Annotated in this window: 26 protein-coding genes; 6 read left to right on the forward strand and 20 right to left on the reverse strand. The window is 61.9% G+C overall.

Features of this window, described 5'->3' with window-relative positions:
- Window positions 1-29: 29 nt before the first annotated feature.
- Window positions 30-1091: a hypothetical protein gene (locus tag ACIPUD_RS10755; protein ID WP_446480578.1), complete on the forward strand. Its 1062-nt coding sequence runs from the start codon at window positions 30-32 to the stop codon at window positions 1089-1091.
- Between the two features lie 12 nt (window positions 1092-1103).
- On the opposite strand, the gene ACIPUD_RS10760 is transcribed toward ACIPUD_RS10755, so the two are convergent.
- From ACIPUD_RS10760 to ACIPUD_RS10855, 20 genes are all read right to left on the reverse strand, one after another.
- A complete protein-coding gene (locus ACIPUD_RS10760) occupies window positions 1104-2168 on the reverse strand; it encodes an acyltransferase family protein (protein WP_446480579.1) in 1065 nt (354 codons plus the stop codon).
- A gap of 129 nt (window positions 2169-2297) precedes the next feature.
- A complete protein-coding gene (locus tag ACIPUD_RS10765) occupies window positions 2298-3992 on the reverse strand; it encodes an SGNH/GDSL hydrolase family protein (protein WP_446480580.1) in 1695 nt (564 codons plus the stop codon).
- A 1-nt stretch (window position 3993) separates the two neighbouring features.
- On the reverse strand, window positions 3994-4401 hold the full coding sequence (locus tag ACIPUD_RS10770; protein ID WP_446480581.1) for a hypothetical protein: 408 nt from the start codon (window positions 4399-4401) through the stop codon (window positions 3994-3996).
- Window positions 4402-4435: 34 nt separating this feature from the next.
- A complete protein-coding gene (locus tag ACIPUD_RS10775; protein WP_446480582.1) occupies window positions 4436-5917 on the reverse strand; it encodes a phage tail tube protein in 1482 nt (493 codons plus the stop codon).
- Window positions 5918-5987: 70 nt separating this feature from the next.
- Entirely contained in the window at window positions 5988-6209 is a 222-nt protein-coding gene (locus ACIPUD_RS10780) for a hypothetical protein (protein ID WP_446480583.1), read from the reverse strand.
- A gap of 9 nt (window positions 6210-6218) precedes the next feature.
- Window positions 6219-6689: a phage tail terminator-like protein gene (locus ACIPUD_RS10785; RefSeq protein WP_446480743.1), complete on the reverse strand. Its 471-nt coding sequence runs from the start codon at window positions 6687-6689 to the stop codon at window positions 6219-6221.
- Window positions 6689-7342: a hypothetical protein gene (locus tag ACIPUD_RS10790; protein ID WP_446480584.1), complete on the reverse strand. Its 654-nt coding sequence runs from the start codon at window positions 7340-7342 to the stop codon at window positions 6689-6691. Before ACIPUD_RS10790 ends, ACIPUD_RS10785 begins: the two co-directional genes overlap by 1 nt.
- Window positions 7342-7695, reverse strand: a complete 354-nt coding sequence (locus ACIPUD_RS10795; RefSeq protein WP_446480585.1) for a hypothetical protein — start codon at window positions 7693-7695, stop codon at window positions 7342-7344. Before ACIPUD_RS10795 ends, ACIPUD_RS10790 begins: the two co-directional genes overlap by 1 nt.
- Window positions 7695-8375: a hypothetical protein gene (locus ACIPUD_RS10800; protein WP_446480586.1), complete on the reverse strand. Its 681-nt coding sequence runs from the start codon at window positions 8373-8375 to the stop codon at window positions 7695-7697. Before ACIPUD_RS10800 ends, ACIPUD_RS10795 begins: the two co-directional genes overlap by 1 nt.
- 69 nt (window positions 8376-8444) lie before the next feature.
- Window positions 8445-9113, reverse strand: coding sequence for an SAP domain-containing protein (locus tag ACIPUD_RS10805; protein WP_446480587.1), 669 nt, complete (start codon window positions 9111-9113; stop codon window positions 8445-8447).
- A gap of 76 nt (window positions 9114-9189) precedes the next feature.
- Window positions 9190-9675 carry a hypothetical protein gene (locus ACIPUD_RS10810; RefSeq protein WP_446480588.1) on the reverse strand — a complete coding sequence of 162 codons (486 nt, stop codon included), beginning with the start codon at window positions 9673-9675 and terminating at the stop codon, window positions 9190-9192.
- Window positions 9676-9761: 86 nt separating this feature from the next.
- The gene (locus ACIPUD_RS10815; protein ID WP_446480589.1) at window positions 9762-11144 is read right to left on the reverse strand and encodes a phage major capsid protein; all 1383 of its coding nucleotides are present in this window, start codon (window positions 11142-11144) and stop codon (window positions 9762-9764) included.
- A gap of 149 nt (window positions 11145-11293) precedes the next feature.
- Window positions 11294-12319 carry a phage major capsid protein gene (locus ACIPUD_RS10820; RefSeq protein ID WP_446480590.1) on the reverse strand — a complete coding sequence of 342 codons (1026 nt, stop codon included), beginning with the start codon at window positions 12317-12319 and terminating at the stop codon, window positions 11294-11296.
- 36 nt (window positions 12320-12355) lie between these two features.
- Window positions 12356-13768, reverse strand: coding sequence for a S49 family peptidase (locus ACIPUD_RS10825; protein WP_446480591.1), 1413 nt, complete (start codon window positions 13766-13768; stop codon window positions 12356-12358).
- On the reverse strand, window positions 13740-15368 hold the full coding sequence (locus ACIPUD_RS10830) for a phage portal protein (RefSeq protein WP_446480592.1): 1629 nt from the start codon (window positions 15366-15368) through the stop codon (window positions 13740-13742). The genes ACIPUD_RS10825 and ACIPUD_RS10830 overlap by 29 nt, the downstream gene beginning before the upstream one ends.
- 60 nt (window positions 15369-15428) lie before the next feature.
- Entirely contained in the window at window positions 15429-17141 is a 1713-nt protein-coding gene (locus ACIPUD_RS10835; protein ID WP_446480593.1) for a terminase large subunit, read from the reverse strand.
- A 6-nt stretch (window positions 17142-17147) separates the two neighbouring features.
- Complete coding sequence (locus ACIPUD_RS10840) at window positions 17148-17669, reverse strand: hypothetical protein (protein WP_446480594.1); 522 nt, start codon at window positions 17667-17669, stop codon at window positions 17148-17150.
- A 10-nt stretch (window positions 17670-17679) separates the two neighbouring features.
- Window positions 17680-18036 (reverse strand): hypothetical protein, encoded by a 357-nt coding sequence (locus tag ACIPUD_RS10845; protein ID WP_446480595.1) that lies wholly within the window; start codon window positions 18034-18036, stop codon window positions 17680-17682.
- Between the two features lie 314 nt (window positions 18037-18350).
- Window positions 18351-18545, reverse strand: coding sequence for a hypothetical protein (locus ACIPUD_RS10850; protein ID WP_446480596.1), 195 nt, complete (start codon window positions 18543-18545; stop codon window positions 18351-18353).
- The gene (locus ACIPUD_RS10855; protein ID WP_446480597.1) at window positions 18538-18807 is read right to left on the reverse strand and encodes a hypothetical protein; all 270 of its coding nucleotides are present in this window, start codon (window positions 18805-18807) and stop codon (window positions 18538-18540) included. Before ACIPUD_RS10855 ends, ACIPUD_RS10850 begins: the two co-directional genes overlap by 8 nt.
- Window positions 18808-19070: 263 nt before the next feature.
- Between ACIPUD_RS10855 and ACIPUD_RS10860 the strand changes: the two genes are divergently transcribed.
- From ACIPUD_RS10860 to ACIPUD_RS10880, 5 genes are all read left to right on the forward strand, one after another.
- On the forward strand, window positions 19071-19403 hold the full coding sequence (locus ACIPUD_RS10860) for a hypothetical protein (protein ID WP_446480598.1): 333 nt from the start codon (window positions 19071-19073) through the stop codon (window positions 19401-19403).
- 120 nt (window positions 19404-19523) lie between these two features.
- On the forward strand, window positions 19524-19751 hold the full coding sequence (locus ACIPUD_RS10865; RefSeq protein WP_446480599.1) for a hypothetical protein: 228 nt from the start codon (window positions 19524-19526) through the stop codon (window positions 19749-19751).
- 47 nt (window positions 19752-19798) lie between these two features.
- On the forward strand, window positions 19799-19981 hold the full coding sequence (locus ACIPUD_RS10870; protein ID WP_446480600.1) for a hypothetical protein: 183 nt from the start codon (window positions 19799-19801) through the stop codon (window positions 19979-19981).
- Between the two features lie 13 nt (window positions 19982-19994).
- Window positions 19995-20252 carry a hypothetical protein gene (locus ACIPUD_RS10875; protein WP_446480601.1) on the forward strand — a complete coding sequence of 86 codons (258 nt, stop codon included), beginning with the start codon at window positions 19995-19997 and terminating at the stop codon, window positions 20250-20252.
- 34 nt (window positions 20253-20286) lie between these two features.
- Window positions 20287-20658, forward strand: a complete 372-nt coding sequence (locus tag ACIPUD_RS10880) for a hypothetical protein (protein WP_446480602.1) — start codon at window positions 20287-20289, stop codon at window positions 20656-20658.
- Window positions 20659-20752: the final 94 nt, after the last annotated feature.

Genomic DNA, 20752 nt, shown 5'->3' on the forward strand with positions numbered 1-20752 from the left:
TTCGCCACAACTACTGGGGATATCGGGAAATGTCCGTTGAAGCTCAAGTTGACGATCGCAGCGCCTCGATCATCGCTGACATGGACTGGAGGCGCGGGTGGCCTGTCGCTGAACGCCTGGGGATGGGCCACTTTAGCGATTTGACGGGTTGGCAGCTTACCATTTTTGCAGAACCCGACAGCACGATACGGTTTGAATTGTATCACGCAACAGGCGCCACGCTAAATTTCTCCACCGTGCAGCTCGAATTCGTTGGTGCTCCCCAATTCACGATCGGCCTGTCCTGGGGCGTAGACAACCACCTGTGCGTGATCAACGGCGTACTGGTGGCACATTCCGACCAATCTCTTCCACCTGCTGTGACACTTCCGATGCCTGGAACCCGGCCGCCCCTTGATTTCTCCCAGAGCAACGCTGGCGCCCGTCTAAAGCGGCGCGAGGACGCTGCTAAACTAAGCCCCCGAAGTGGACATCGGCTACGAACGCTTGAGGAAGAACTCGCCTTCCTCAAATCCTGCCGCCAGCAACTGGCGGGCGACATCGACGCAATCACGGCCGGCGCGGTACACCGCATTCACGGCTGCGCAGCCACTCTGCGCGCTACCATCGCCCTAGGCGGCCGCAATTTTCGCCCCCTATTGCAACGGATCGCTGGACGGCTCGATCTACCCCTGCCGATCTATGCGCCAGTCCGTGAAGAGCCGCCGCTCGACCCATCATTTCCGCAGCCAACTGAGAGTTATCGGCTTCAGGTCTCTCACGAGCGTCGCGCCGGCGATGCAGAACTCGACCTAGACGTCTGGCTTGAGCAGCTCGGTTTCTCGGTTGGAGGGAAAGCCCATAACCAAAACGAACTCGTTCGCTTGATTGCCGACTCGACGGCCTCTCATTTCGATCCAGATTCGGACCCTGCTCTAGATCGCCTTGAAAGCACAATGGTGTTTGCCGAACAGGTCAGCGTGCCCATGGTGCGTGCGTACACTTTAGTCTTAACGAGTACGATCGTCGGATTAGCGGACTACGTCCTCAGTGAAGCAGCCAGCGCTGGGCATGCCTTTGATGCCAACCGAGCGAATCCGTGTCCTGAGTGAAGTTATCAGGCTTCAAATTCCTGGTGCACTGGAACTGAGGCCACCTTGTCCAGTCTTCCGATTACCGGCAAGGCGACGGCCAATATCGATGGTTGGTTGCTCAACCGCTACGTGGGCCAGCCACGCAATGACGACCGAGGCAGCATATGCCGTCAAAAAGATTGTTAGAAAATTAGCTGGCGCGTGGAGCCTCTGCAGGAGACCTTGAGCAAGGTTGATCGCCAATGTTTGCAAAAGGTAAATCGCGTAGGTCAAGGTGCCGAGCCAGACCAGAGGAGCTCGTGCCAGAAAGCGGGCCAGGCTTTGCTCTCGGTCAAACCAGACACTCACGATCAAAAGCGAGACACTGGCCGAAAGTCCTAAGTGCCAATACACGCTTGGCGCCATTATGAGCCCAACGTACATCATCACCGTCATCACCAGAGATACCCAGCCAAACGGGAAATTCCTGAAGAAGGAGGCGGCGAGCGGTGAGCCATTGAGCCAAATGGCCATGCCAGCCCCCACGCCTAGGCCAAAATACCCCCTGACGAGATAATCATTCGTTCCGAACAAACCGAAGAGCGCGCCGATCACAACGAGCGCTGCGACTACGGCAAAGGCGGTAAACCGTACGGCCAAGAACAACATCAACGGCCAAATTACGTAGAACTTTTCTTCTATACCTAGAGTCCATGCATGCCCGAAGACGACGCCAGCTTCGTCGGGACGATATTCGGAATTGAAGGTGACGAGATAGAGTGCCGCAGTTCGAAGTTCTTCGAGCTTCGCGGGATTAGCCGTCAAAAAGTACACGGCCAGCGCGGCGCAGGCGTAAATCGCGATAGTCAGATAATAAAGCGGCACGATCCTGAAAATCCTTCGCAGGTAGAAGGCTCTCAGGTCTATCTGTCCTTCTTTTCGTCGCTCCTCAAGAAGGAGCCACGTTATTAGCCAGCCGCTCAGCGGAAAGAAGGCGTCCACGCCAACCGTGCCGTCCACGAACCATGGCCTGCCCGGGATGTGGTTCAACACAGTGAAGATGATGCAAAACGTTCGAACGCCGTCGAGCTGCGGACAATACTTGCTATCGGTCACCAGCAATACCAATCAAAAGAGCAAAACAATATGACACACTTTAGAATTATCGGTCACACGCCAAGCGCGCAAGGTCTTTGCTGTGCCTATAGTTACCACACGGGCCCAAAGAATGGACAGCCAACGGCCTTACCCCCACCCCAACGCCTGAATCTTCGATTTGGTCGCATTGAACACCGTCAAATGCCCCGCATTGCTCCAGTGAACGGCATCTCCGGTCGCGCGCTGTGAAGCCGGAACGACGCCGTTTGCGTCATCGGTTGCGTCCTGTCCGGTGTGGGTGCTTTGCGCCTTGAGTGCCCCGTCAACATCCACATAGCGCGAACCATAGTAGCTCAGTAGATTGGCGCAAACTGTGTCGTATTTTGACCTATTGGCTCCTCCGATATAGAGGGCCGCGACATCAGCGGTAGGCGGACCCATGACGATGTACCGGGCGCCGACCGCGTCGAGAATGTCAGACTCGCGTTTGAAGTCAGCTTCGATAGTACCAGCTACGTTCGATATGTTGTTGTAGCCACCTTCAAGGATATAGAGCGTTCGCGGATCACCCCAGCCGCCCACGTTCTGTACCATCATCTCCGGATGCGATACGCCGACGTTGTTGATGCCAAGTTGGAAGCGGTTTGCAATATTGGTTGAACTTTCGCCGCCGACGCCTTGGTTTGAGTCTCGTCTACCAAGGAACCCGGCCAGCTTGTAGCCCCAAGTATCGGTCGGAAAAATCGTTGCGCCCGTGCCAAAAACGAGGCTGTCACCATATCGAACAAGATACGGAGCAGCCGCCAGCGCGGTCGGCCAAACAGTGACGCGAGCAATAGACCCGAGCCATGTTTCACCGGAGTTGGAACGACCGAACCAGAGCATGCCAAGCCCTGGCATGCTGCCAACCGAGGCGGCATAGACCCGCGCACCGCCATTCAGCGAATACCAGAACGTATCGACACCTGCACCGATCAGAACCGTGAATTGCGTGGATGTCGCGATGGCTCCAAGGTCCATGTCGAAAACGACCGTGGAGGAGCCGAAATAGATCAGGTAATGGAGATGCGTGTCCGCACCCCATGCCAACCTGATCCGATTGAAGCCCGACTGATCGCCGCTTTCGAAAAGAACTTGCGTGCCCGCCGCTGACGATGGTGTCGTCGCCGTGATCTGCGCGGCCGACGCCCCCTGCGCCATGCCGTTCATCGGCTGACACGGGACAACCGAGAAATCATCGAAGGTAGACGCGCCCGAGATGCCTGCACCTGGCGCTCGGCCACCGAAATACATTGTGGCCGCCGACGCCGAAACAACGGCACTGCTAGGCGTCAGAGTGGCCTGCACATCGCCGCCAACAAAGGTTTGCAGCGGGTTAAAATTCGAGTTCGGAGCCGCGATCACGGCAGTGGAGGTGCCGCCCTTGCGCGACCCTGTGAACTTGTAAGCCTGCCCAGCAACAGTAGCCGTTGCATTGTAGATTTGCGGGTTTGTCCCGCTATTGCCCTGCATCACGCCTTGGCCGGCCACGACCGAAAGCGTCGCTGAATTGGCCGCCGTCCAACCCGCAACGTCGTTCAAAAAATCGCCATTGACCATGGCGTTGGTCGCCGGGTCCGGCAGGTATGGGCCGAATGTCCGGGCGTTGCCCGACTTCGTTGCGCCAGCCGCCGTATTCAGCAGCGCCTCGCTGGCGTAGCTCTGTCGGTTGAAGAAAAACTTGCTGTTGGTGAAATCCTCGTCGAGGACGGGCGTTCCAAACGTCTGGAGCACCCACGCCGGGATACTCACTCCCCCAAGGGAAGCGCCAGGCTGAAGAAGCGAAGGAACGCCGATCTGCATCTTAGGCCGCCGTGCTGCCGAACAGACGGAAAGCGTTCCGCGAGAACGCTATGAGCGAAAGCATCACGTACTGCGCAGACGTCTTGAGCTGATTAGACGGCTCGTTAAGCGTGACACCGGCGCCGGCCACGACTTGCACCTGGCCTGCGCCGCCTTGGCTGATGCCGCAGAAAAAATCAGGACGAAGGGAATCCGGCACAGTCACAGTTACCGCGGTCCCTGACGTAAAATCGAGGATGCGGGCGTGATGGGTGTCATTGTCGAGCGTCACCGCCGTGCCGGCTACGGTGACGACCTTAGCGCCGGCATAGAGGCCGATGTCTTCGACAGGAATTGCCCCCTCGGTCTTGCTCGACGGAGCAAAGCCGAGCGCTGTTCGCAGATATTGCGGAAAATTCAGCGCCATCATCTACCTCCGAAAGAGTGTTCCGCGGATGTCGATCTCACTCGACGTATTCGAAGCGGTCGAGCAAGACGTGCGCGTTCGTCGCGACGTCCTGGGCCGCCTGCCAGTCGAAATCCGCCATGACGTCGGTGTTCTTCGCTGTTGCCTGAGGATTGCCACCACCGCGATAGACTGCGCGCGGAGCCTGGAGGATCAGCGTCTGACCGTTCTTCGTGACGCGAGAGTTGATCTGACGCGGCGTGCCGTCATAGAAGGCCTGGACCTCCGCAGAGCTGCCGAAATAGGTCGTCAGCTTTCCGGTGACTGTGCATTCGCCGTCGGCAATGTCGACCGGGGCATCAGAGTCTACGGCATCTCGGGAGCGCAGGTTGTTGTTGATCTGAAGGGTGAACCCCTTCGCCCAGTTCGGCGCTCCGAGCTGGACTTGGTTGACGCCGAGGCGTCCGACATTGGCGTTGGCCGCCATGACGACGCCGGTGGTCACCGCATCCGGAACCGCATCCAGTGTGGTGGTGCTGATGCCGCCGCCCATGCCGGTGAAGGCGACCGTACCCTTGATCTTGTCGCCGCTCGTCAGATCGACGCTGAAGGTGTTCACGCACATGCCGTTGTTGACGATGTAGGAAGGGACCGGCTGTGCCAGGAAGCCCTTCTCGATCGTCAAGGAGTTCTTCGTCACACCATTCTTGATCTGGTCACCGAAGAAAACCCAGATTGTCTTGCCGGTGCCGACATCGGTCGCCCAGCTGGACGGGAGGTTGTCGAGCGTCAGCTTCTGTGCCGCGATCGCCGTGATGCGGGCATAGGCCGCTGCGCGCGCCTTGGTGCCGGCGGCAATCAGGAACGCGAACGTATTGCCGGCCGCGCTGCCGCCCACCTTGACCCACTGACCAACGACCAGGCCGAGGGTCGTGAAGTCGAGCGCGGTTGAGCCAAGACCGTCGGCGAGCGCCGTGATGTCACCCGCGACACCGGCAAAGCCGATCACCTTCAATTTGGCCGTGCCGGGAGGCGCGACCTCGGCGACCAGGCCGGCGCCACCGACGACCGTCGTGCCGGTCGAAGCGCTGGAGCGGAAGATCTGGTTGTTAGCCGCCTGCGTGAAGCCGGTCGCACGAACCAGGTGACCGAGCTTGACCGCCGCGCCGCCGGCCGAGACCGCATAGGTGCTTGCGACCGTGCCGGCATCGGTGATGATGCTGTCCGCGGTACCGTCGTTGAAGAACTGCGGCGTGTTGACCCATGCATTCTCGAAGGCCGACATGATCATCTCGGAGAGCGGCGAGAGATCGTCGGGATACGAGAGCTCGAAATTGACGCCGCCAGACGAGACCTGGTTGGTCTTGATCGGGTCGCCGAGCATGCGGTCATCGCGAATTTCGTCGGAGTCGACGTAAGTCGGCGAGAACTGCAGAGACTCGCCCGTGATCCGCATCTTCCGCATACGCGGAGTGGTCGGTGTCACCCCGAGCGTCGACTCGCGAACAGCACTTACCTGGGTCCGATTTGCCGACGTCATCTATCATTCTCCCAAAGAAAAAGGCGCCCGGAGGCGCCTTGCGTGAGGTCAGAAATGGTGTGGGGGCTGGTTACTTCTCGGAGCCGGGGACTGCCGGCTGCGCGACCATCTTGTTTTCCGGCGGGACCACCGGCGGCTTCTCTTCCCGGGCCCGGATGAAATCCCCGTTCTCGAGGGACTCGATCGTGTGCGGCGTAACATCGTCAGTCGCGGTGACGGTGTTGCCCTGCTCCACTTCCGGGTTGAAACGGCGGTTCACCGTGTTGAACGGCTTCAGCACTTCGTAGTCCATGAGGACCTCCTATTGGGCGTCGATCACGCGCCAGTCGACGCTGACGGACATGAGGTAGTAGTTCGCGTTTTCCTTGCCGGGGTCGCCGGCGCCGAGATCGGCGTCCAGGAATTCGAGCAGGCCGTTCATCAGCGCGTTGTTGCCGCGGAAGAGGTTCGCCAGTCCCTTGGCGAGCCTGCGCGCCTCGACCGATCCGGTCCCCTTTGGGGTAAAAACGTGAAGCCAAATCGTGCCGTTCTCGTCCCAGCGGTTATCGGCCTGATCGCCGGCACCAATCGACTGCTGGCCGTAGAGCGTGCTGTTGAGCATCACCAAAACCCACGTAGCGACATCTCCAGCGGGTGCGCCATCGCCCTCGTTTTCGTAGACGAGCGCGCCGTCGGCCGGATCCCACGCGCCGGGCACCCACGCGCCGCTATCGTCGGTGTAACCGAGATATCCTCTGATGGCCTCGAAGACCGGATCGTCCGGAAACGCCATCACGACACCTTCATCGTCAGCACCAGCGCCGGATAAGTCATTTGTGCACCGGGCATCGTGTCCGGCCGCAGCTTTGTCCGTGCGAATGGTCGATAGCCGCGCCGGAAGCGCCCCTTTAGCGTGTAGCCGCCGGGCAGCGGGATCAGTGTCCGCTTGGCCGAGACGAAGTTGCCGAACTTCGACATCACCGCCTTCCGGACATCCTCAATAACGCCAGGCGGCACCGACATCCGCATGTGCCCCACATCGATCTTTCGGGCGTACGGCTGGTTGTTGGTCAAGATCACGGTCGAGTTGATCGGGATCTCGTCGAAATTCTTGATGACGCCGCCGGGCGTCATGATGAACCAGGACTTCTTGTAATCTCCGGACTTCTCCGGTGACCGTTCCACGGCGGTCTGGAGCGCGAACTCGATGATCTCGCGCCACCAATGGAAGACGTACAGGATGGGGCCTGGTGGCACGACCGTCTCTTCCGCAGCGCCGGCGCGACCGTTGACGTAGCGATCGTACCGCTCCGAGCCCTCGCCTTCCTGGATGGCCTTGGCCAACTCTGCTCGAGCGAATGCCGCGAGCTGCTTGGCTATGTTCTCCGGCGCGATGCCCGCCGTGGCCAGTTGCAGATCCTTGGCGAAAGTCGATATCCTGGCCATCAGTTGCCGGTCGTTCGGATCTCGTAGCAACCCTGGTACTCGCGATGGTCCGGGTCGACGGTATCAATCGTCGTTGGAATGGCGAGCGCGTCACCGAGATAGATGCGATCTCCCTTGATCGGCGGATTTGGAAAGCCCGCTGCGGCGAGATCGAGCTTCGAGACCGTGATCAGACGCATCCCGGCCGTGACGCCGTTGACCAGTTCCTCTGGCGTGTAGTTCCTGACCGCGGCCTTGATATCGGCGCGGCTCACGGCCGTTTGCGGTGTCGTCTTCGTCATTCGGCGGATGCTGATGACTTGGCCGACCCGATTGATGGCCTCGCGGGCGCGGTCTGCGGCGGCCTGGTCCATTACATCGACTCGTAGCAGTACGGATCGAGCAGCCCGGTCAATTCCGGCGGAAGTCCGCTAGTGTCGCTGCTCGAGCCCGAAACGGCGCCAACCCAGAAGTCGAGGCGCTCGATGTCGGTCACCCACTGCGCCTTGACGAGCGGGTCGCGGGTGCGCGCGGCGCGGGTTGCCTTGATTAGCGAAATTGCGCAGGCCTCGATGTCCTCCGGAAGTGGTGGGCCTACCACTGGGTCATCCCCAGGAAGCGACCACCCGGCCTTGAACTGGATGACGGTCCGATCAGTCGGCAGGAAGGAAAACGACGTCGCGGAGCCGTCCCAGACACGCCTCAGCATCCCAGCCGGACCGTCGAGCTCATAGGAGGTGTCTGGGATCACCGTGGCACCCACCATCACCGACACGATTGCTGAAACCGGCTTCCTTGCCAGTACGATCTCGCACCGCTGCGACCGCATCCATGGACTACGGCCGAACTTCTCCTCGAGCGTCTCGAAACCGATCGTCCGGGTGCCATCCTGCGCGTACGGCACATTCATGTAGGAGCAGATCCGCGACGTCAGCTGCTTGATGGCGCGCCCCAGATAGGGGTCCTCGGCGTTTCCTGTGATGTTGAGATCGGCTTTGAGGTTCTCGAGGGTGGTGATGTCCTTGTGGGCCGCGGGAGTGACAACGGTGAACATGCGCCCCCCTAAAAGCGGTCCGGGGGCCAACGCGGCCCCCGGCATCGGATCTCAGCTTGGCTCGCCGCCTTAGCCGGCGATCAGCGGCTTGCTGTCGGCGGCCTTGATGGCATCCACCAGGTCCGACTGCGCGGTCTTACCGGTGATGTCGATGTTGCGATCGGCTGCCAACTTCTTGAGTTCGTCGACGGTCAGGGCGTCATAGTTGCCGGCGACGATCGCGGCTTGGACCTCGTCGTCGCGCTTCAGCAGCGCAATCCAGTCGGCCTTCTTGTTAGCCTTGCTGCTGTCGATGCCGCGGCGGGCGGCTTCCACCTGCAACTGCTCGGCCGTCATCTTCTCGATCTGGATGCCCTCGCTCGCACGGCTCGCGCTGCCGCTGCCTCCGTTGCCCCAGACTTCGGCCTTCTCCGGCAAGCCCCGGGCACGACGACCGAAGTTTTCGGCGGCATCCATGGCTTCGGGGCGGTTGTGGAAAGGCTCCTTGTTGAGCTTCACGCCGCCGGCATCGAACAGATCCCAGCCACCACCTTCGAGGCTCGGCTCCACGCGATAGCCGAGCAGCACCTGGCGGGGCTGGACCTCGACGTCACGATTCTCAGCCTGGTAGCCGGCCTCCTGGATCTCATCGTCCGTCGGACGGGCTGCGGTGCCTTGCTCGATCGCGGCATTTGCCGTGACCGCATCCATCTCCACAATCATGCCGTCCTGTCGGCCGGCGAGTTGGCGCACATACATGGTTCACTCCTGTGTTTGCTACACCCTCGAACAGCCGAGACCGCGATAACGCGGTCCCGACTCTTTCGTTGCGCGCTTAGTCGACGATCGCCGACGGCGGCGTGGCCGAAGCGAACCGGGGACCGCTGAGGATCCACTGCGCCTGCGTGATGTTCGCAGCATTGGAGGCGCCGGTGCTCATGTAGACGCAGTCAAATCCGCCAGCGACGTCGAGGGTCGCCGGATCGACCTCGATCAAGACCTGCTTGTTCTTCAGAGCAGCATCGGTGGTGAAGCTGACAGCATCTGCCTGGCGAACGAGCGTGTCCGTCAGCGAGGTGTCGAGGTTCGCCCAGATGCGAGCCGCATTGGCGAGCGCCTTACCACCAGCCTTTGCGACGTTGGTGGCCTGGTTGATGGCAATAGCAACCGTTGCCGCGTTCCCTTGCGTGAGGGTCACCAGCAGCCACGCCTTCGCGTAGTTCTTCAGGCTGACGCCGATGCTTGCGCGACCGGCAGCGTCAGCCGCCGGGGCGAGCGCCTCGACGATCTTGAACTGCTCCGGCAGAGAGAGTTTCGACATTTGGATGTCTCCAGGATTTTGGGATGAAGTGGAGGGACCGCCGGCGGACGCGGCGGTCCCGGTTAGTTCGTACCTTCAGCCGCGGATCAGCGAGCCTGGAGGGTGACGAAGGGCGACTGCGAGTTCGCGCCCTTGAACGGGGTGCGGGCCGTACGCCACTTCGGCTGACCGTTGAAACGGTAGACGAAGCGGAACGCGGTCTCATCGAAGATAAAGCGGACGTGGATCGAAGACGCCTGCTGCATCTGTCCCTTGTCGATCGCGAGGTAGGCGGTCGGGTCGAAGAGGATGATGTCGCCCAGGCTCCCGAAGGTGTTGTTGTACTCGGTCGGGATGACGGGGCGGCCCTGCAGCTTCGCATAGGTACCGTCGGTCGGCGGCTCGTACCGAACGAATGCCGGCAGCCCGGCGACAACCTGTGTGTTGTCGACGTTGAACACCGGCATGCTCAACTGGCCGAGGAAGGGCTCGACGTCGGGGTTGATCAGCCACACCGCGTTCTTGCGGCTGCGCATCGGCAGGCGCGCCCACATCTTCAGGAGGTTCATGGAGAGCAGCGTACCGTTGCCCTGGTTGGCCTCCTTCGCGACGGTGACAAGTGCACCGCTGTTCAGGACGCCAAGCGGCATGCCGGCGCCGGTGCCGTTAACGATGGCGTCCTCGAGCTTGAACGTGAACTCGATGTTGAACGCCTCCTTGAGCCACGGCTCGAGGATTGCGGCGTCCTGCAAGGACTCGTCCGTGGCGTAGCAGAGGCCGGTCAGCTTATCGAGCTCCATCGAGATCTGACGGAACTTCGGCTGGCTGGCCTGCTTCTGGCCGGCCTCGGCGGTCCAGAACGCCTGGATGCCACCGGCGCGGGAGCCGTTGGCCCGGCTGGTCTCGTCGACACCGTTGAGACGGATGCCGTTGGAGTTCGCACCGAGCGTAATCTTGCCCGGGTTGATCAGCTGGAGGATGTCGCCGCCGACGTACAGGTCGTCGAGCAGCTGATCCTGGAAGTCGGTCTGCACCAGGAAGCCGCCTTCGGAGCCCACGCTCTCGTTGACGCCGGTCGGACCAGCCGACTGCGTCATGACGAGACGACGGTCAATCGAGCCGCCGGGGACGCCGGCTCGCGCGATCGCCATCATCTGCTCACCGAACGAACCGAACTTCTCCGGCTCCTTCTTCGGCTCTGCCGGAAGGCGGGCGCCGCGCTCAGCCGGCGTGTCGGCGCTGAGGTTGCTCACCGACTCCATCGAGCGGCGCTCGTCCATGAGGACTTCCTCGCGGGCGATCTCGGCGTTGACCTGCGCGAGCTCGCTCGGGATCTCGGCGGAGGTTGCGGTCGCGGCCGTTGCCGACGTGATGCGATTGAGGCGGGCAAGTTCCTCGGGGGTGATGTTGCCAGCATCGAGCTTCGCGGCAAGCTGGCCAGCCTCGATCAGCAAATCGGCCTTCTTCTGGCGCAGCACTTTGATACGCATTTTGCGTTCTCCAATAAAAAAGGCGCCCGTGATGGGGCGCCTTGGTTGGGTGGACTCAGTCAGAACTTGCGGTCTCGACTGAGCCCGCGTTGGCACGCGCAAGATCGGGGTCGCTACAGCGCCCCTACTCCGCGAATTGGGATTTCAGATCAGGGCCGCGCGGCGAGCGCGATGAACGGCGACTGTGTCAAAGTCGCATTCTTCGGCGTCACAGGGCTTTTCCATGCCGGGCTTCCGTCGACCCGATAGCGCAGCTTGAATGCCGTCTCGTCCGTGGTGAATTGGACGTGGATGCTGCTCTCTACCGGATCGGACTCCTGAGCCAGGAGATACTGCCCGAAGTCGCAGAGGGAGATGTCGCCGACACTGCCGATAGCCGGCGGGTATTCGCTGACCTCGATTGGGAAGGTAAACAGCCGCAAAATACCGTCGGCTCCCGCATCAACAACGGGGGCCCCGGCTCCATTCGTTATCTGGAGCACCGCATTGAAGACGTCGCTATTCATGACCCAAGTGGCGGTGCCGAAAGAGCCAGGCCAGAGTCGGCCAACCATCTTTGCGAGGTTTTGATAGACCACAGTTTGTGACGGCTGAGCGCCTTCAGCCGGAACAACGATCAGGGATGGCGAATTCAGGACGCCCAGCGGCACTCCTGCACCGGACCCGTTGATGATCTTGTCTTCGATCGTGAATGCCATCTCCAGCGGCATGACGCGGTTCAAATACGCTGCGAGTGCCGCGGCATCCTCGATCAGCTCGTCGGTGGCGTAGATCAGCGTCAGCAGCTTCTTCAGGGCTAGGCTGAGTTGATCGAACTTTGGCTTCGAAGCAGTCGGCGGGGTACCCTCATCGACCCAATAGCTACGCACCCCACCAAACCGAGAGCCGTCGGCCCGGCTGGTTTCGCCGGTGGCAGGGACGGTCACCCCAGTTTTCCTGGTCACAGGCTGCGGCGCGCAGCGGCGGATCAAGCGCCCCGTCGAATAAATCCTGGTCCAGATGTCGGAGGCCACCGCCTGCGGCACAAGGAATCCGCCGGCGGATGCGACACCCTCCCCAATTCCAGTCGCGGTGGCCTGCGCGTCGAGGAGAGCATCAACGGGCCCGCCCTGAGCTCGGACGAGCAAAGCCCGAACGAGACCCTGGAGACTGTCGTGCCGGAGAGGTGCGTTCATGATGACCGCCGTTTTTTAAGTGAATGGATCTGGCGATCAGGCGGCGAGCATCGCGATGCGAAGGCGCATGCGCTCGGCTTCGGCCTTGTGATCAAACACCTCGGCCGACTCGGCGGCCGCGCCTTCGCGCTCATCGCCAGGAGGCGGGGTGAAGGAACTGTTCTCCTCGAGCTTGCAGATCCACGCCCTGCCCGCCGTCTCGTGAGTTTTGGTGTAGACCGCGGCCCCGTTGGCGACGGCAACCGTGACCGTACCGTTGACCTCGAGGACGCATCGGTTGCCGTCCTGGAAAAGCTGTGGGTCGATCATGACCTTGCTCGGCCACGGCTCCGCGACATAGGCGGTGATGACACCAGGCGCGCTCAGCACCTGACGGATTGTGAAGCTTGCGCAGCCTTCGGTGAGCACAGCGTCCATGTCGATCTGGAGCGGCGCCTTCGGGTCGTACGCGGCCTCGGCCCCTTCCGTCTCGGGCTCGGCCTGTGCCGGTTCTGCGGGTCGATCATCCGAGGCGCGGCGCCGATTGGCCTCCTGCGACATATCGGGAATGCCCCAGTTCGCCAGCGCTCCCTGGATGGTCGAGATATCGTCGATCATCCCGAGCTTCTTCGCCTGAGGTGCGCCGTAGACGCGGCCCTTGCCGAATTTGTCGAGCACAGTCTGTGCCGAGACGCCGCGGCCGCGCGCGACTGCATTGATGAAGTCGGAATAGGTACCATCGACCTCGGACTGATAGAAGGCCTTGCCCTCCTCGCTAAGCGGCTGCGAGGAATTGCCTTCGGTCTTGTACTCGCCGGCGTAGATATACGTCGGCTTGACCCCGAGATCCGCCAGCATGGCGGAGCAGTCGTAGTGGCACATGAAGACGCCGATCGAGCCGACGTCGGCCGACGGCACGCCGATGATCGTCTCCGCCTGGCTGGCGATCCAGTATGCGGCTGATGCCGCAAGCGGATTGATCAGCGCGACGACGCTCTTTTTCTTGCGCGCGGCAAAGACTGCATCGGCCGCTTCCTGGGTACCGGTGACGTAACCGCCGGGGCTGTCGATATCGAGGAAGATGGTCTCGATGGTCGGATCCGCGGCCAACCGACCCATGATCTGGGACAGCCGCAGCGTCGAGAATGCGTACGGCTGGTACTCGACGTCATACATCGCGATCCCATGACAGGACACCAGCGCCGTGAAGCGTCCCGTCTTGCTGCCGGGCACAATCGTCGGGCCAGCCAGTGCCTCGGCGCGCTTCTTGGCCGCTTCCACGGCTTCGTCGCTGTCCGCCTCGGCCCGGCCAAGGAACATGTCGCGGATATCGGCGTCATCGACGCGGCCGCGAGCGATACGCTCGAGCAGCGGGGCCAGAGACGCCCCAAACCCGTGATTCATATCAAACGCGAGCACCCGGCCATTCACCGAGCGAATCTCACGCTTGAACAGGCGCATCGTTCCCATGTTCGACCTCATGCTGTTTCAGGACTGCGGCGATCGTCGCCGCGAGCTTTTCTTCGCGCCCGTCGACGAGCGCATGCCAATCGTTCGCCTCGATCGCCTGGCGCTTCTGGAAATCGCAGTAGGCGCGAGCCGCATCCTTCGGGATGCTTAGCGTCTCCATGACGCAACTGACGTGCCCGCCGTAGAACGCCTTGATCCAATCCCGCATGGCATCCGGGTCGCCGGCGTGACGCAGCAGCGCCTTGCGGAACGCCTTGTTTTCCTTACCGGCGAGCCGCCGCGCGCGCGCTTCCGGCGTATTGTCCTCGATTGCGGCGGCCGGCGCCGGCGAGCCAATCGCCGCCGGCTGGTTCGACCCCGCGGCAGCGCCGCCCGGGTTGGTCCCCTGCGGCAAGACATCCGCCCACATTTCGTGGCGCCGATTCCAGCCTTCGCGTTGCCGCACCTCGTTTTGGGTCAGCCACGGCGGCGAGCCGCCGGAGCCGAGCGCCTTCGTGAAGTAATCGGCGCGAGCCTGGAGATTTCCCATCTCGAGGTCGTCGTAATCGAAGGCCGCCTCGTAGACGCCCTTGGCGATGATCAGATCGCGGCGGATCGCCTGCACGATACGGCGCCCCCAGGGCCTGATCGTGTACTTGACGAAGTTGAGCGACTGCTCCTCGACGGTCGATCGGTTTGTCGTGTCGTCGATGCCGAGCATATGCGGGGGGATGCGCCAGAACCGCGCCATCTCCAGCAACTGCCATTTCCGCGCCTCGAGGAGTTGCGCCTCGGAGGCCAACATCGAGGCTTTTTCGTACTTGATCCCGTCCTGGAGGATCATCGGCCGGCCGACATTGTTGCCGCCGGCGAACATCTCGACCAGCTTCGTAATCAGGCGCTTCTGCGCCTCGACCGACATCTTCTTCTGCGATGAGAGGAAGCCACCCATGTTGAGGTTGTTCGAGAAAATCCTCGACGCATAGTTGTCGGCGGCCATGCCGAGCCCGATGGCATCGGCGGCGATATCGACGGCGCGCAAGCCGGTGATGCCGTCGCTCGACAGCCCCGGGATGCGGAACATCTCCTCCTGCAGCAGTGTCCGCGTTGCCCCGGTGAACGGGTCCGTGATCTTGAACCGCAGGGTACCGTCGCGAATGACCTCGGTCGTGACGCGGTCGGCGTGCAGCGATATCAGTTGGTCGACCGCACCGCGGGTGCCTGGCTTGATCTCGGCGTAGCCGACGCCGCGCAGCGCGGAGTGTAAGACCGTCGTCTCCCAGAACTCGACCGCCGTCTGGATACCGTTCGGCTGGTACCGGATCAGTTCCGCGATCGGGTGCGAGTTGAATTCTTCCCGGTCGCCGCTCGGAAGCACGCGGTAGATCGAGAGCGGCAGCGATGCCATCGTCTCGGCCAACACCTTGATGCAGGCATAGACGGCCGACGCGCGCAACGCGATGTCAGGGGTGACGCGGATGCCGGCCTTGGATTTCCGACCGAGCTCGGAATACCAAAAGTCGTCATCGTCCCGCTGCACGGCCTCGGTGAGGTCGCTCGCCCAACGATCCAGTTGTGACCGCTGAGCGAAGACGCCCGCGAACCTGTCTCTCCAACCCATGGGCGGCTCTGTCCTGATGAGTTGCGGATTACCGGCGCGCGGCGCCAATGGCAGCCGGCATTACACCAGAACGTCGTCTTCTTCGTAGGCGGAGCCGGCGGCTTCCGGATTCATCGACATCAGCGAGACCGCGTCGAACACAGCCATCAGCGGGTCGATCTTGCCGGTACCGCTCGCCTGCTTGTTGATCACGACGGCGTTGCCCCGCTGTTCCGCCTTCGCATTGCCGATGCACCAGGCCATCAGCCTGGAGCCGTCGTGGATCAACTCACCGCCGGCAACCTTGCGCTCGGTGTCCTTGATCGCGCCGTTCAGCTTCCAGCCCTGGGCGATGCCGACGATGCGGTCCTTCTCGAACCCGCGCTCCTCACTGGTGAGCTCGTCGACGATCGAACCGATGCCGGCGGCGTCGACCGCGATCGCGGGGCCTTCAGCGAGCTTCCCGGCCTCCTCGATCTGCATGACGATGTCAGCCACCGCGACCACATCCTCGCCGGGCTTGTCGACGATGGTCAGCGTGCCTTCCTTGACGAAGTCCAGCAGCGCGTTCGCGATTTCCATGCGCCGGATCAGCACGATCTTGTGCGCCCACGCCCGGCACCAAAGCAGCCACCTTCCCGTCTTTCGCTCGCGACCAAGGACGGCCAAACCGAGCAAGTCGTCGAGCCCGCCGCCGTCGATGCCGACGACAACGACCTCGGACCGCTGGAGCAGTGCGTCGAGCGATGCGACCTTCTCCGGGACCTTCTCCCAGAAATCGGCGCCGGCCCACCGATCGGATCTGAGCCGCAGCCCGACCTCGATGTTGAAATGCTGTGAGGCCAGCAGCGCGAGCGCCGCGGCGCCGGTGCGCTTCGCCTTGATCAGCTGCGTCGTCAAGAACACCGGGTCGACTGATCGCCCGTAATTCGGGTTGATCATCGGCCAGAACTTCTCGTCCTGCCATTCCTCGCTGTCCTGGATCTTGTACGGGAGCTCGTACAGGATCGGCAGGAGCGGCAGCACCACCTTGCCGTCGCGGACGTCGCGCGCGGTCTGCAACTCGTCCTTGAATACGCCGACTGGCGGATCCTTGGACTGGGTCGTGATCTGGATCATGAACCCGTCGGGCCGCGACGCCAGCGAACCGCGGATTTCCGTGAAGATGTCGGCCGCCTTCGCCTTTGCGGCAAACTCGTGCGTCTCGTCGACCAGGATGAAGGTCGCCTTTGAGCCGGTGATGACGTCCTTATCGGCCGCTTTGATCATGATCACAGCGCCGGTGCGGCGATGTGTCAGCGTCCGCTGGTGCACCTGCGGGTGGAAAAGTTTCTTGAGCTCGGTGTCGAGCTTGATGATGCCGTGTGCCTGCTTGAAGGCGATGTCGGCGATTTTCTTCGTTGGCGCGATCAGCAGCAGTTCGGCTTCCGGCCGCCGGTTCATGATTGCGGCCGTCACCATGATGGCCGCGGCCACCGAGCTCTTGCCGTTCTTTTTCGGGACCAGGATGAAATATTCCTGGATCATCCGCCGCTTGATCGAGACGTCGTACGACCCGAAGACCACCCGGACCAGGTCGAAAACCCACTCGTCGCACGCCTCTCCGTGCGTCCAGAATTCGCCGTTCGCGTGCGGCTCGATATCGGGGACCTTCAGCCGCTTGAAGATCCGAAGCGCCTTCTCGGCTTCGGCGTCGAACAGCCTCAGGTTCGGCGGGATCAGCGACTTTCGCCCGAGTATCCGGCTTTCCCAATCAGGGAGCGCGGTCGTCCAATCGCGAACGATGAGACCCATGCGGCCCTAGTTTGGTTTGACGCTCGAGCCCGGTGCCGACGGGTCGAGATCTGAACCCCAATCGCTACCGACGCCGGCCGTCAAGGCTTCCTCCTGGGCGGCTTCCTTCTTGCTCTTGTAGCCACTGGCCGCTTTCGCCGACGTCGTTGCCGGCTCGTCCGCTGACGGGTTTTGGACCGCGTCGTCGGCATCGGCGAGCAGCAGGTGCTGGAGGTAGGACTTCTGCGCCGAGACGTTACCGCCCTTGCCGCTGTTGAACATCGCCATCAGCATTTCGGCGCGCTTCTTCGACCGGCCGATCTTGAGCTCGAGGCGGAAGTGCTTCTTCAGCGTGTTGACCGCCATATCCATGGCCGAAGCGATCTCCTCGACCGGCATCCCGCCACCGACAAGGATCTCGACCTTCTCCCGCTCCGCTGCGGTGACCTTGATCTCGGGCCGACCCGCGCTCTTGCGCTTTCCCTTTTTGGCCGCCTTGGCGCCCGGCTTCGCTTTCGCAGCTTTGCCGCGGGCTTTACGCTCAACCATCCTGAGATCCTCAGCCGCACTTCCGTGACGCGGCGTTTGCGCCGTCTGCCATCAGCCGGACCACTCCAACGGTCTCCGGGGAGACGTTCGCTGAAAACGCGTGGTCGACGAAAACCGGAACTCGGAGGCCCAGCAGTCGGTCCGCGTCGGCTCGGTTCTTGATCACCTCGATCCGGGTGCGTCCGAGCACCTCGGATCCGCACAAGGCCAGGATCATGTCCCGGACATAGGTCCGCAGCGCGTCCGTGTGCACCACGACCACCGAACCGGTCTCGGGCAACTTTTCGACCATCGCCTTCGTTTGACCGGTGCTGCGCATCGAATTCCCGTTTTTCTCGAAACCGTCAAAAATGACGCCAGAACCCAAAATTTCGGCCGCCCCAAAAAAAATCTCCGAATGAGACCCCTGGCGGTCGGCCCCCCGCGATTTCTCCGGGAATTTGGCCCCCCCGGGTCTATCGGTCGATTTGCGGTCATTTCGGCCGCTAATCGGGCTGTTTCGGCTCGTTTGGCGCGCTTTGGGCGCAGCTATGGGTTGCCGATCGTGGGTATGGTGCTGGCCTGGCCGGCCTAGGCTGCCCGTGGCGCCCGCCGCGCGGGGCAACCCCTCGCCTCTACGGCTAGCGTTGTCGGGTAGTGGTGGCTTGCTGTCGTGGCAGGCGCGCGCCGATCCGCTGGCGCCTAGCTCTGCTCCGGCCATGTGGCCGCATGGTGCGGGGCGCTGTCGCTCGGCAGCCCGTCCCATGCGTCGGCTGTTAGATCGCGCTCAATCCTGATGACGGGCAGCACCACCACGTTGCCGGCGGTACCGAGCTCGAGGGCCCGCCGATCATGCGGCCGACCAGCTGCCAGCCTGAAGCCGACAACGTCACCCACGGCGAACGAAATCGTAACGGTGCGGGTCTGGTAGCTCGGCAGCATGGGCGCGCACCGCGCCAGCCTGCCCGAACGTCACGACCTGGCCGCGCGGTGCACGGCGCCAGCGCGCTTGGTGCTGGCAGACCTTGCCGACCATGGCCACACGTTCCTGCAGCACCTCGATAACGAGCACGCCAAACCAGCCGGAGCGAATGCGCGTGCGACCTGTCGCCTGCCAGTATCGGCTTAGTATGGCGGGCTTGTCGTGATCGTCGGCCATGCTGGCGCACTCCGCCAAATGCAAAGCCCGCCGCGCGTTGTGCGCTGGCGGGCCGCTATGTCACCGTCCGATTGCAGCGACAGTTCGTCACCGTGCCCGCTCTGAATCAGTTCCTGAGTCGGCTGTCAAATCGGCGGTTCCGCGCTTTCCCGTTGAGGACTGACAAGCGCTCTTGCGGTCCGTAACGTGCTGACTCAGATTTGCGTTATAGGTGCGAGCGCCAATGGTCGACTGCGCCGCTGACTCAATCTTGAGGATTCGACATGACGAAAGCAAAGGCCGCGAAAGAGGCAACGAAGCACATCCGCCGGCCGCGCGCATTTGCCTCCGCTGATAGCTCACTCCGAATCAACGCGGCCGATTTCTGCGCTTGGCAGGAAGGCCTTGGGCTTTCAATCGCATCTGTTGCCGCGCTGCTTTACGTCGCGGAGAACACAGTTGCGAAGTATCGAGCGGAAGGCGCACCACCCGATATCGCCCGCCAATGCTGGGCGATTATTGCCGGGATCAAGCCGGATACTGGGCAGAAGCGCGCGGAATTGCTGGGAAAATTCAATCTGGCGTTAGATCAAGCGAACCTCAAATTTGCGGACTAATCCGCCGCCAATCGAATATTTTTACGCAAATATGCGTTTTGCAGTTGACAGGCCAGCCGGTAGTCTGCATGGTGCGGAAACAGACGGCGCGATTGTGCGCAACCGAAAAGGCCCGCCGACATGGCAAAGCAGATTTCCCGGATCAACTACGGTTTTATCCCCGGCAATGCCATCGGCCTCGTCACCCTAACTCGCGACGCTTCAAATGTGCGCCGTCCTTACCGGGTCGAATTCAGCTTTCGCAGCTCGGCCGATGTCTGGCAATTCCGCACCGCTAAGGCGGCCTTCTCTTGCTTTCGTGGTGACAGTTTCCGGCGCCGGCATGGTTTCGAACCCATCGCGGCCTAACACATTCCACCCGCGCGATTGTGCGCATTTCCAAAGGAGTCACTGCAATGTCTAAGCATACCATCAACGGGCTTTTGGCCGACGCGTATAACGCAATTCTCGACGGCAAGCCGAATACCGCGCGCGATCTCGTCACCGTTGCCTGTCGCGCCGCAATGATCGATTCCACCATCCCGGCTCACAAGGTCGCCGCCATCAGCCGCGCGCTATCTCTCGTTTCGGCCATCTGAGAGACCCGGGACCATGAAGCCTTCCAGCAAACAGCGCCGCACCGCCGCAATCGCGAAGCGCTTTCAGCCGTGGTACCTCACCGATGGGCGCACGTCGCGCGCGCTCCACATCGGTGCGGCGTTCCACGACCTTCGTAAAATCGCCATCATGCGCAAGCGCTGGCCGTTCATGGATCGCGCTTCGCGTGACTGGCATCTGGCCGTATGGATGCCGAGCACGTTCCGGTCCTGCAGGTTCAATATCGGTCTCTATCCGAACCGCCTTCCCTGAGCGATTGCAGCCCATGCCCGGGGAAAACCCGGGCATGATCGGCAACCGCCGAAACCGCGCAATTGTGCGCAACATTGAAAGGAACGACCATGCGTTACGCCCGCCACGAAACCGACCGACGGCCGAACGACAAGCGGACCCGCCGCGCGCTGGCCCGTATGGGCAAGCGCTCTTATCTGAATTCGTGCACGTGAACCTGGGATTAATTGCAATGGCTCAAGCAACGCTAAAAGTTAAAATCTGGACGGAAGGACGCGGGAAGCGCCTTCCAAACGATCTCAGCGACCTTGCAGAGCTCTTTGCGCCGCATGTCGAACACGTCGCCGGTTTGTGTGGGCAAGGCTATCAGTCAGGCGAGATCGTTGACGACAAATTCACCGGATGGTGGACCCTCGAGAGAACTTGACGTTGCGACACTGCCCGGCACGACCGGGCAGCACGGAACGCCAAAGCGGACCACCCGCGCGATTGTGCGCAACCACGAAAAGGAAACCCGACTA

Source organism: Bradyrhizobium sp. CAR08, from assembly GCF_052871955.1.

What these genes read in the sequence shown, in the direction of transcription:
- ACIPUD_RS10865 (WP_446480599.1), top strand. Translation starts at nt 19,524, where the DNA reads ATGGCAAAGCAGATTTCCCGGATCAACTACGGTTTTATCCCCGGCAAT.
- ACIPUD_RS10785 (WP_446480743.1), bottom strand. Translation starts at nt 6,689, where the DNA reads ATGGCGTTTCCGGACGATCCGGTCTTCGAGGCCATCAGAGGATATCTC.
- ACIPUD_RS10830 (WP_446480592.1), bottom strand. Translation starts at nt 15,368, where the DNA reads ATGGGTTGGAGAGACAGGTTCGCGGGCGTCTTCGCTCAGCGGTCACAA.
- ACIPUD_RS10790 (WP_446480584.1), bottom strand. Translation starts at nt 7,342, where the DNA reads ATGGCCAGGATATCGACTTTCGCCAAGGATCTGCAACTGGCCACGGCG.
- ACIPUD_RS10805 (WP_446480587.1), bottom strand. Translation starts at nt 9,113, where the DNA reads ATGTATGTGCGCCAACTCGCCGGCCGACAGGACGGCATGATTGTGGAG.
- ACIPUD_RS10795 (WP_446480585.1), bottom strand. Translation starts at nt 7,695, where the DNA reads ATGGACCAGGCCGCCGCAGACCGCGCCCGCGAGGCCATCAATCGGGTC.
- ACIPUD_RS10825 (WP_446480591.1), bottom strand. Translation starts at nt 13,768, where the DNA reads ATGGGAACGATGCGCCTGTTCAAGCGTGAGATTCGCTCGGTGAATGGC.
- ACIPUD_RS10855 (WP_446480597.1), bottom strand. Translation starts at nt 18,807, where the DNA reads ATGGCCGACGATCACGACAAGCCCGCCATACTAAGCCGATACTGGCAG.
- ACIPUD_RS10860 (WP_446480598.1), top strand. Translation starts at nt 19,071, where the DNA reads ATGACGAAAGCAAAGGCCGCGAAAGAGGCAACGAAGCACATCCGCCGG.
- ACIPUD_RS10755 (WP_446480578.1), top strand. Translation starts at nt 30, where the DNA reads ATGTCCGTTGAAGCTCAAGTTGACGATCGCAGCGCCTCGATCATCGCT.
- ACIPUD_RS10780 (WP_446480583.1), bottom strand. Translation starts at nt 6,209, where the DNA reads ATGGACTACGAAGTGCTGAAGCCGTTCAACACGGTGAACCGCCGTTTC.
- ACIPUD_RS10880 (WP_446480602.1), top strand. Translation starts at nt 20,287, where the DNA reads ATGATCGGCAACCGCCGAAACCGCGCAATTGTGCGCAACATTGAAAGG.
- ACIPUD_RS10875 (WP_446480601.1), top strand. Translation starts at nt 19,995, where the DNA reads ATGAAGCCTTCCAGCAAACAGCGCCGCACCGCCGCAATCGCGAAGCGC.
- ACIPUD_RS10800 (WP_446480586.1), bottom strand. Translation starts at nt 8,375, where the DNA reads ATGTTCACCGTTGTCACTCCCGCGGCCCACAAGGACATCACCACCCTC.
- ACIPUD_RS10775 (WP_446480582.1), bottom strand. Translation starts at nt 5,917, where the DNA reads ATGACGTCGGCAAATCGGACCCAGGTAAGTGCTGTTCGCGAGTCGACG.
- ACIPUD_RS10770 (WP_446480581.1), bottom strand. Translation starts at nt 4,401, where the DNA reads ATGATGGCGCTGAATTTTCCGCAATATCTGCGAACAGCGCTCGGCTTT.
- ACIPUD_RS10870 (WP_446480600.1), top strand. Translation starts at nt 19,799, where the DNA reads ATGTCTAAGCATACCATCAACGGGCTTTTGGCCGACGCGTATAACGCA.
- ACIPUD_RS10820 (WP_446480590.1), bottom strand. Translation starts at nt 12,319, where the DNA reads ATGAACGCACCTCTCCGGCACGACAGTCTCCAGGGTCTCGTTCGGGCT.
- ACIPUD_RS10835 (WP_446480593.1), bottom strand. Translation starts at nt 17,141, where the DNA reads ATGGGTCTCATCGTTCGCGATTGGACGACCGCGCTCCCTGATTGGGAA.
- ACIPUD_RS10765 (WP_446480580.1), bottom strand. Translation starts at nt 3,992, where the DNA reads ATGCAGATCGGCGTTCCTTCGCTTCTTCAGCCTGGCGCTTCCCTTGGG.
- ACIPUD_RS10815 (WP_446480589.1), bottom strand. Translation starts at nt 11,144, where the DNA reads ATGCGTATCAAAGTGCTGCGCCAGAAGAAGGCCGATTTGCTGATCGAG.
- ACIPUD_RS10840 (WP_446480594.1), bottom strand. Translation starts at nt 17,669, where the DNA reads ATGGTTGAGCGTAAAGCCCGCGGCAAAGCTGCGAAAGCGAAGCCGGGC.
- ACIPUD_RS10810 (WP_446480588.1), bottom strand. Translation starts at nt 9,675, where the DNA reads ATGTCGAAACTCTCTCTGCCGGAGCAGTTCAAGATCGTCGAGGCGCTC.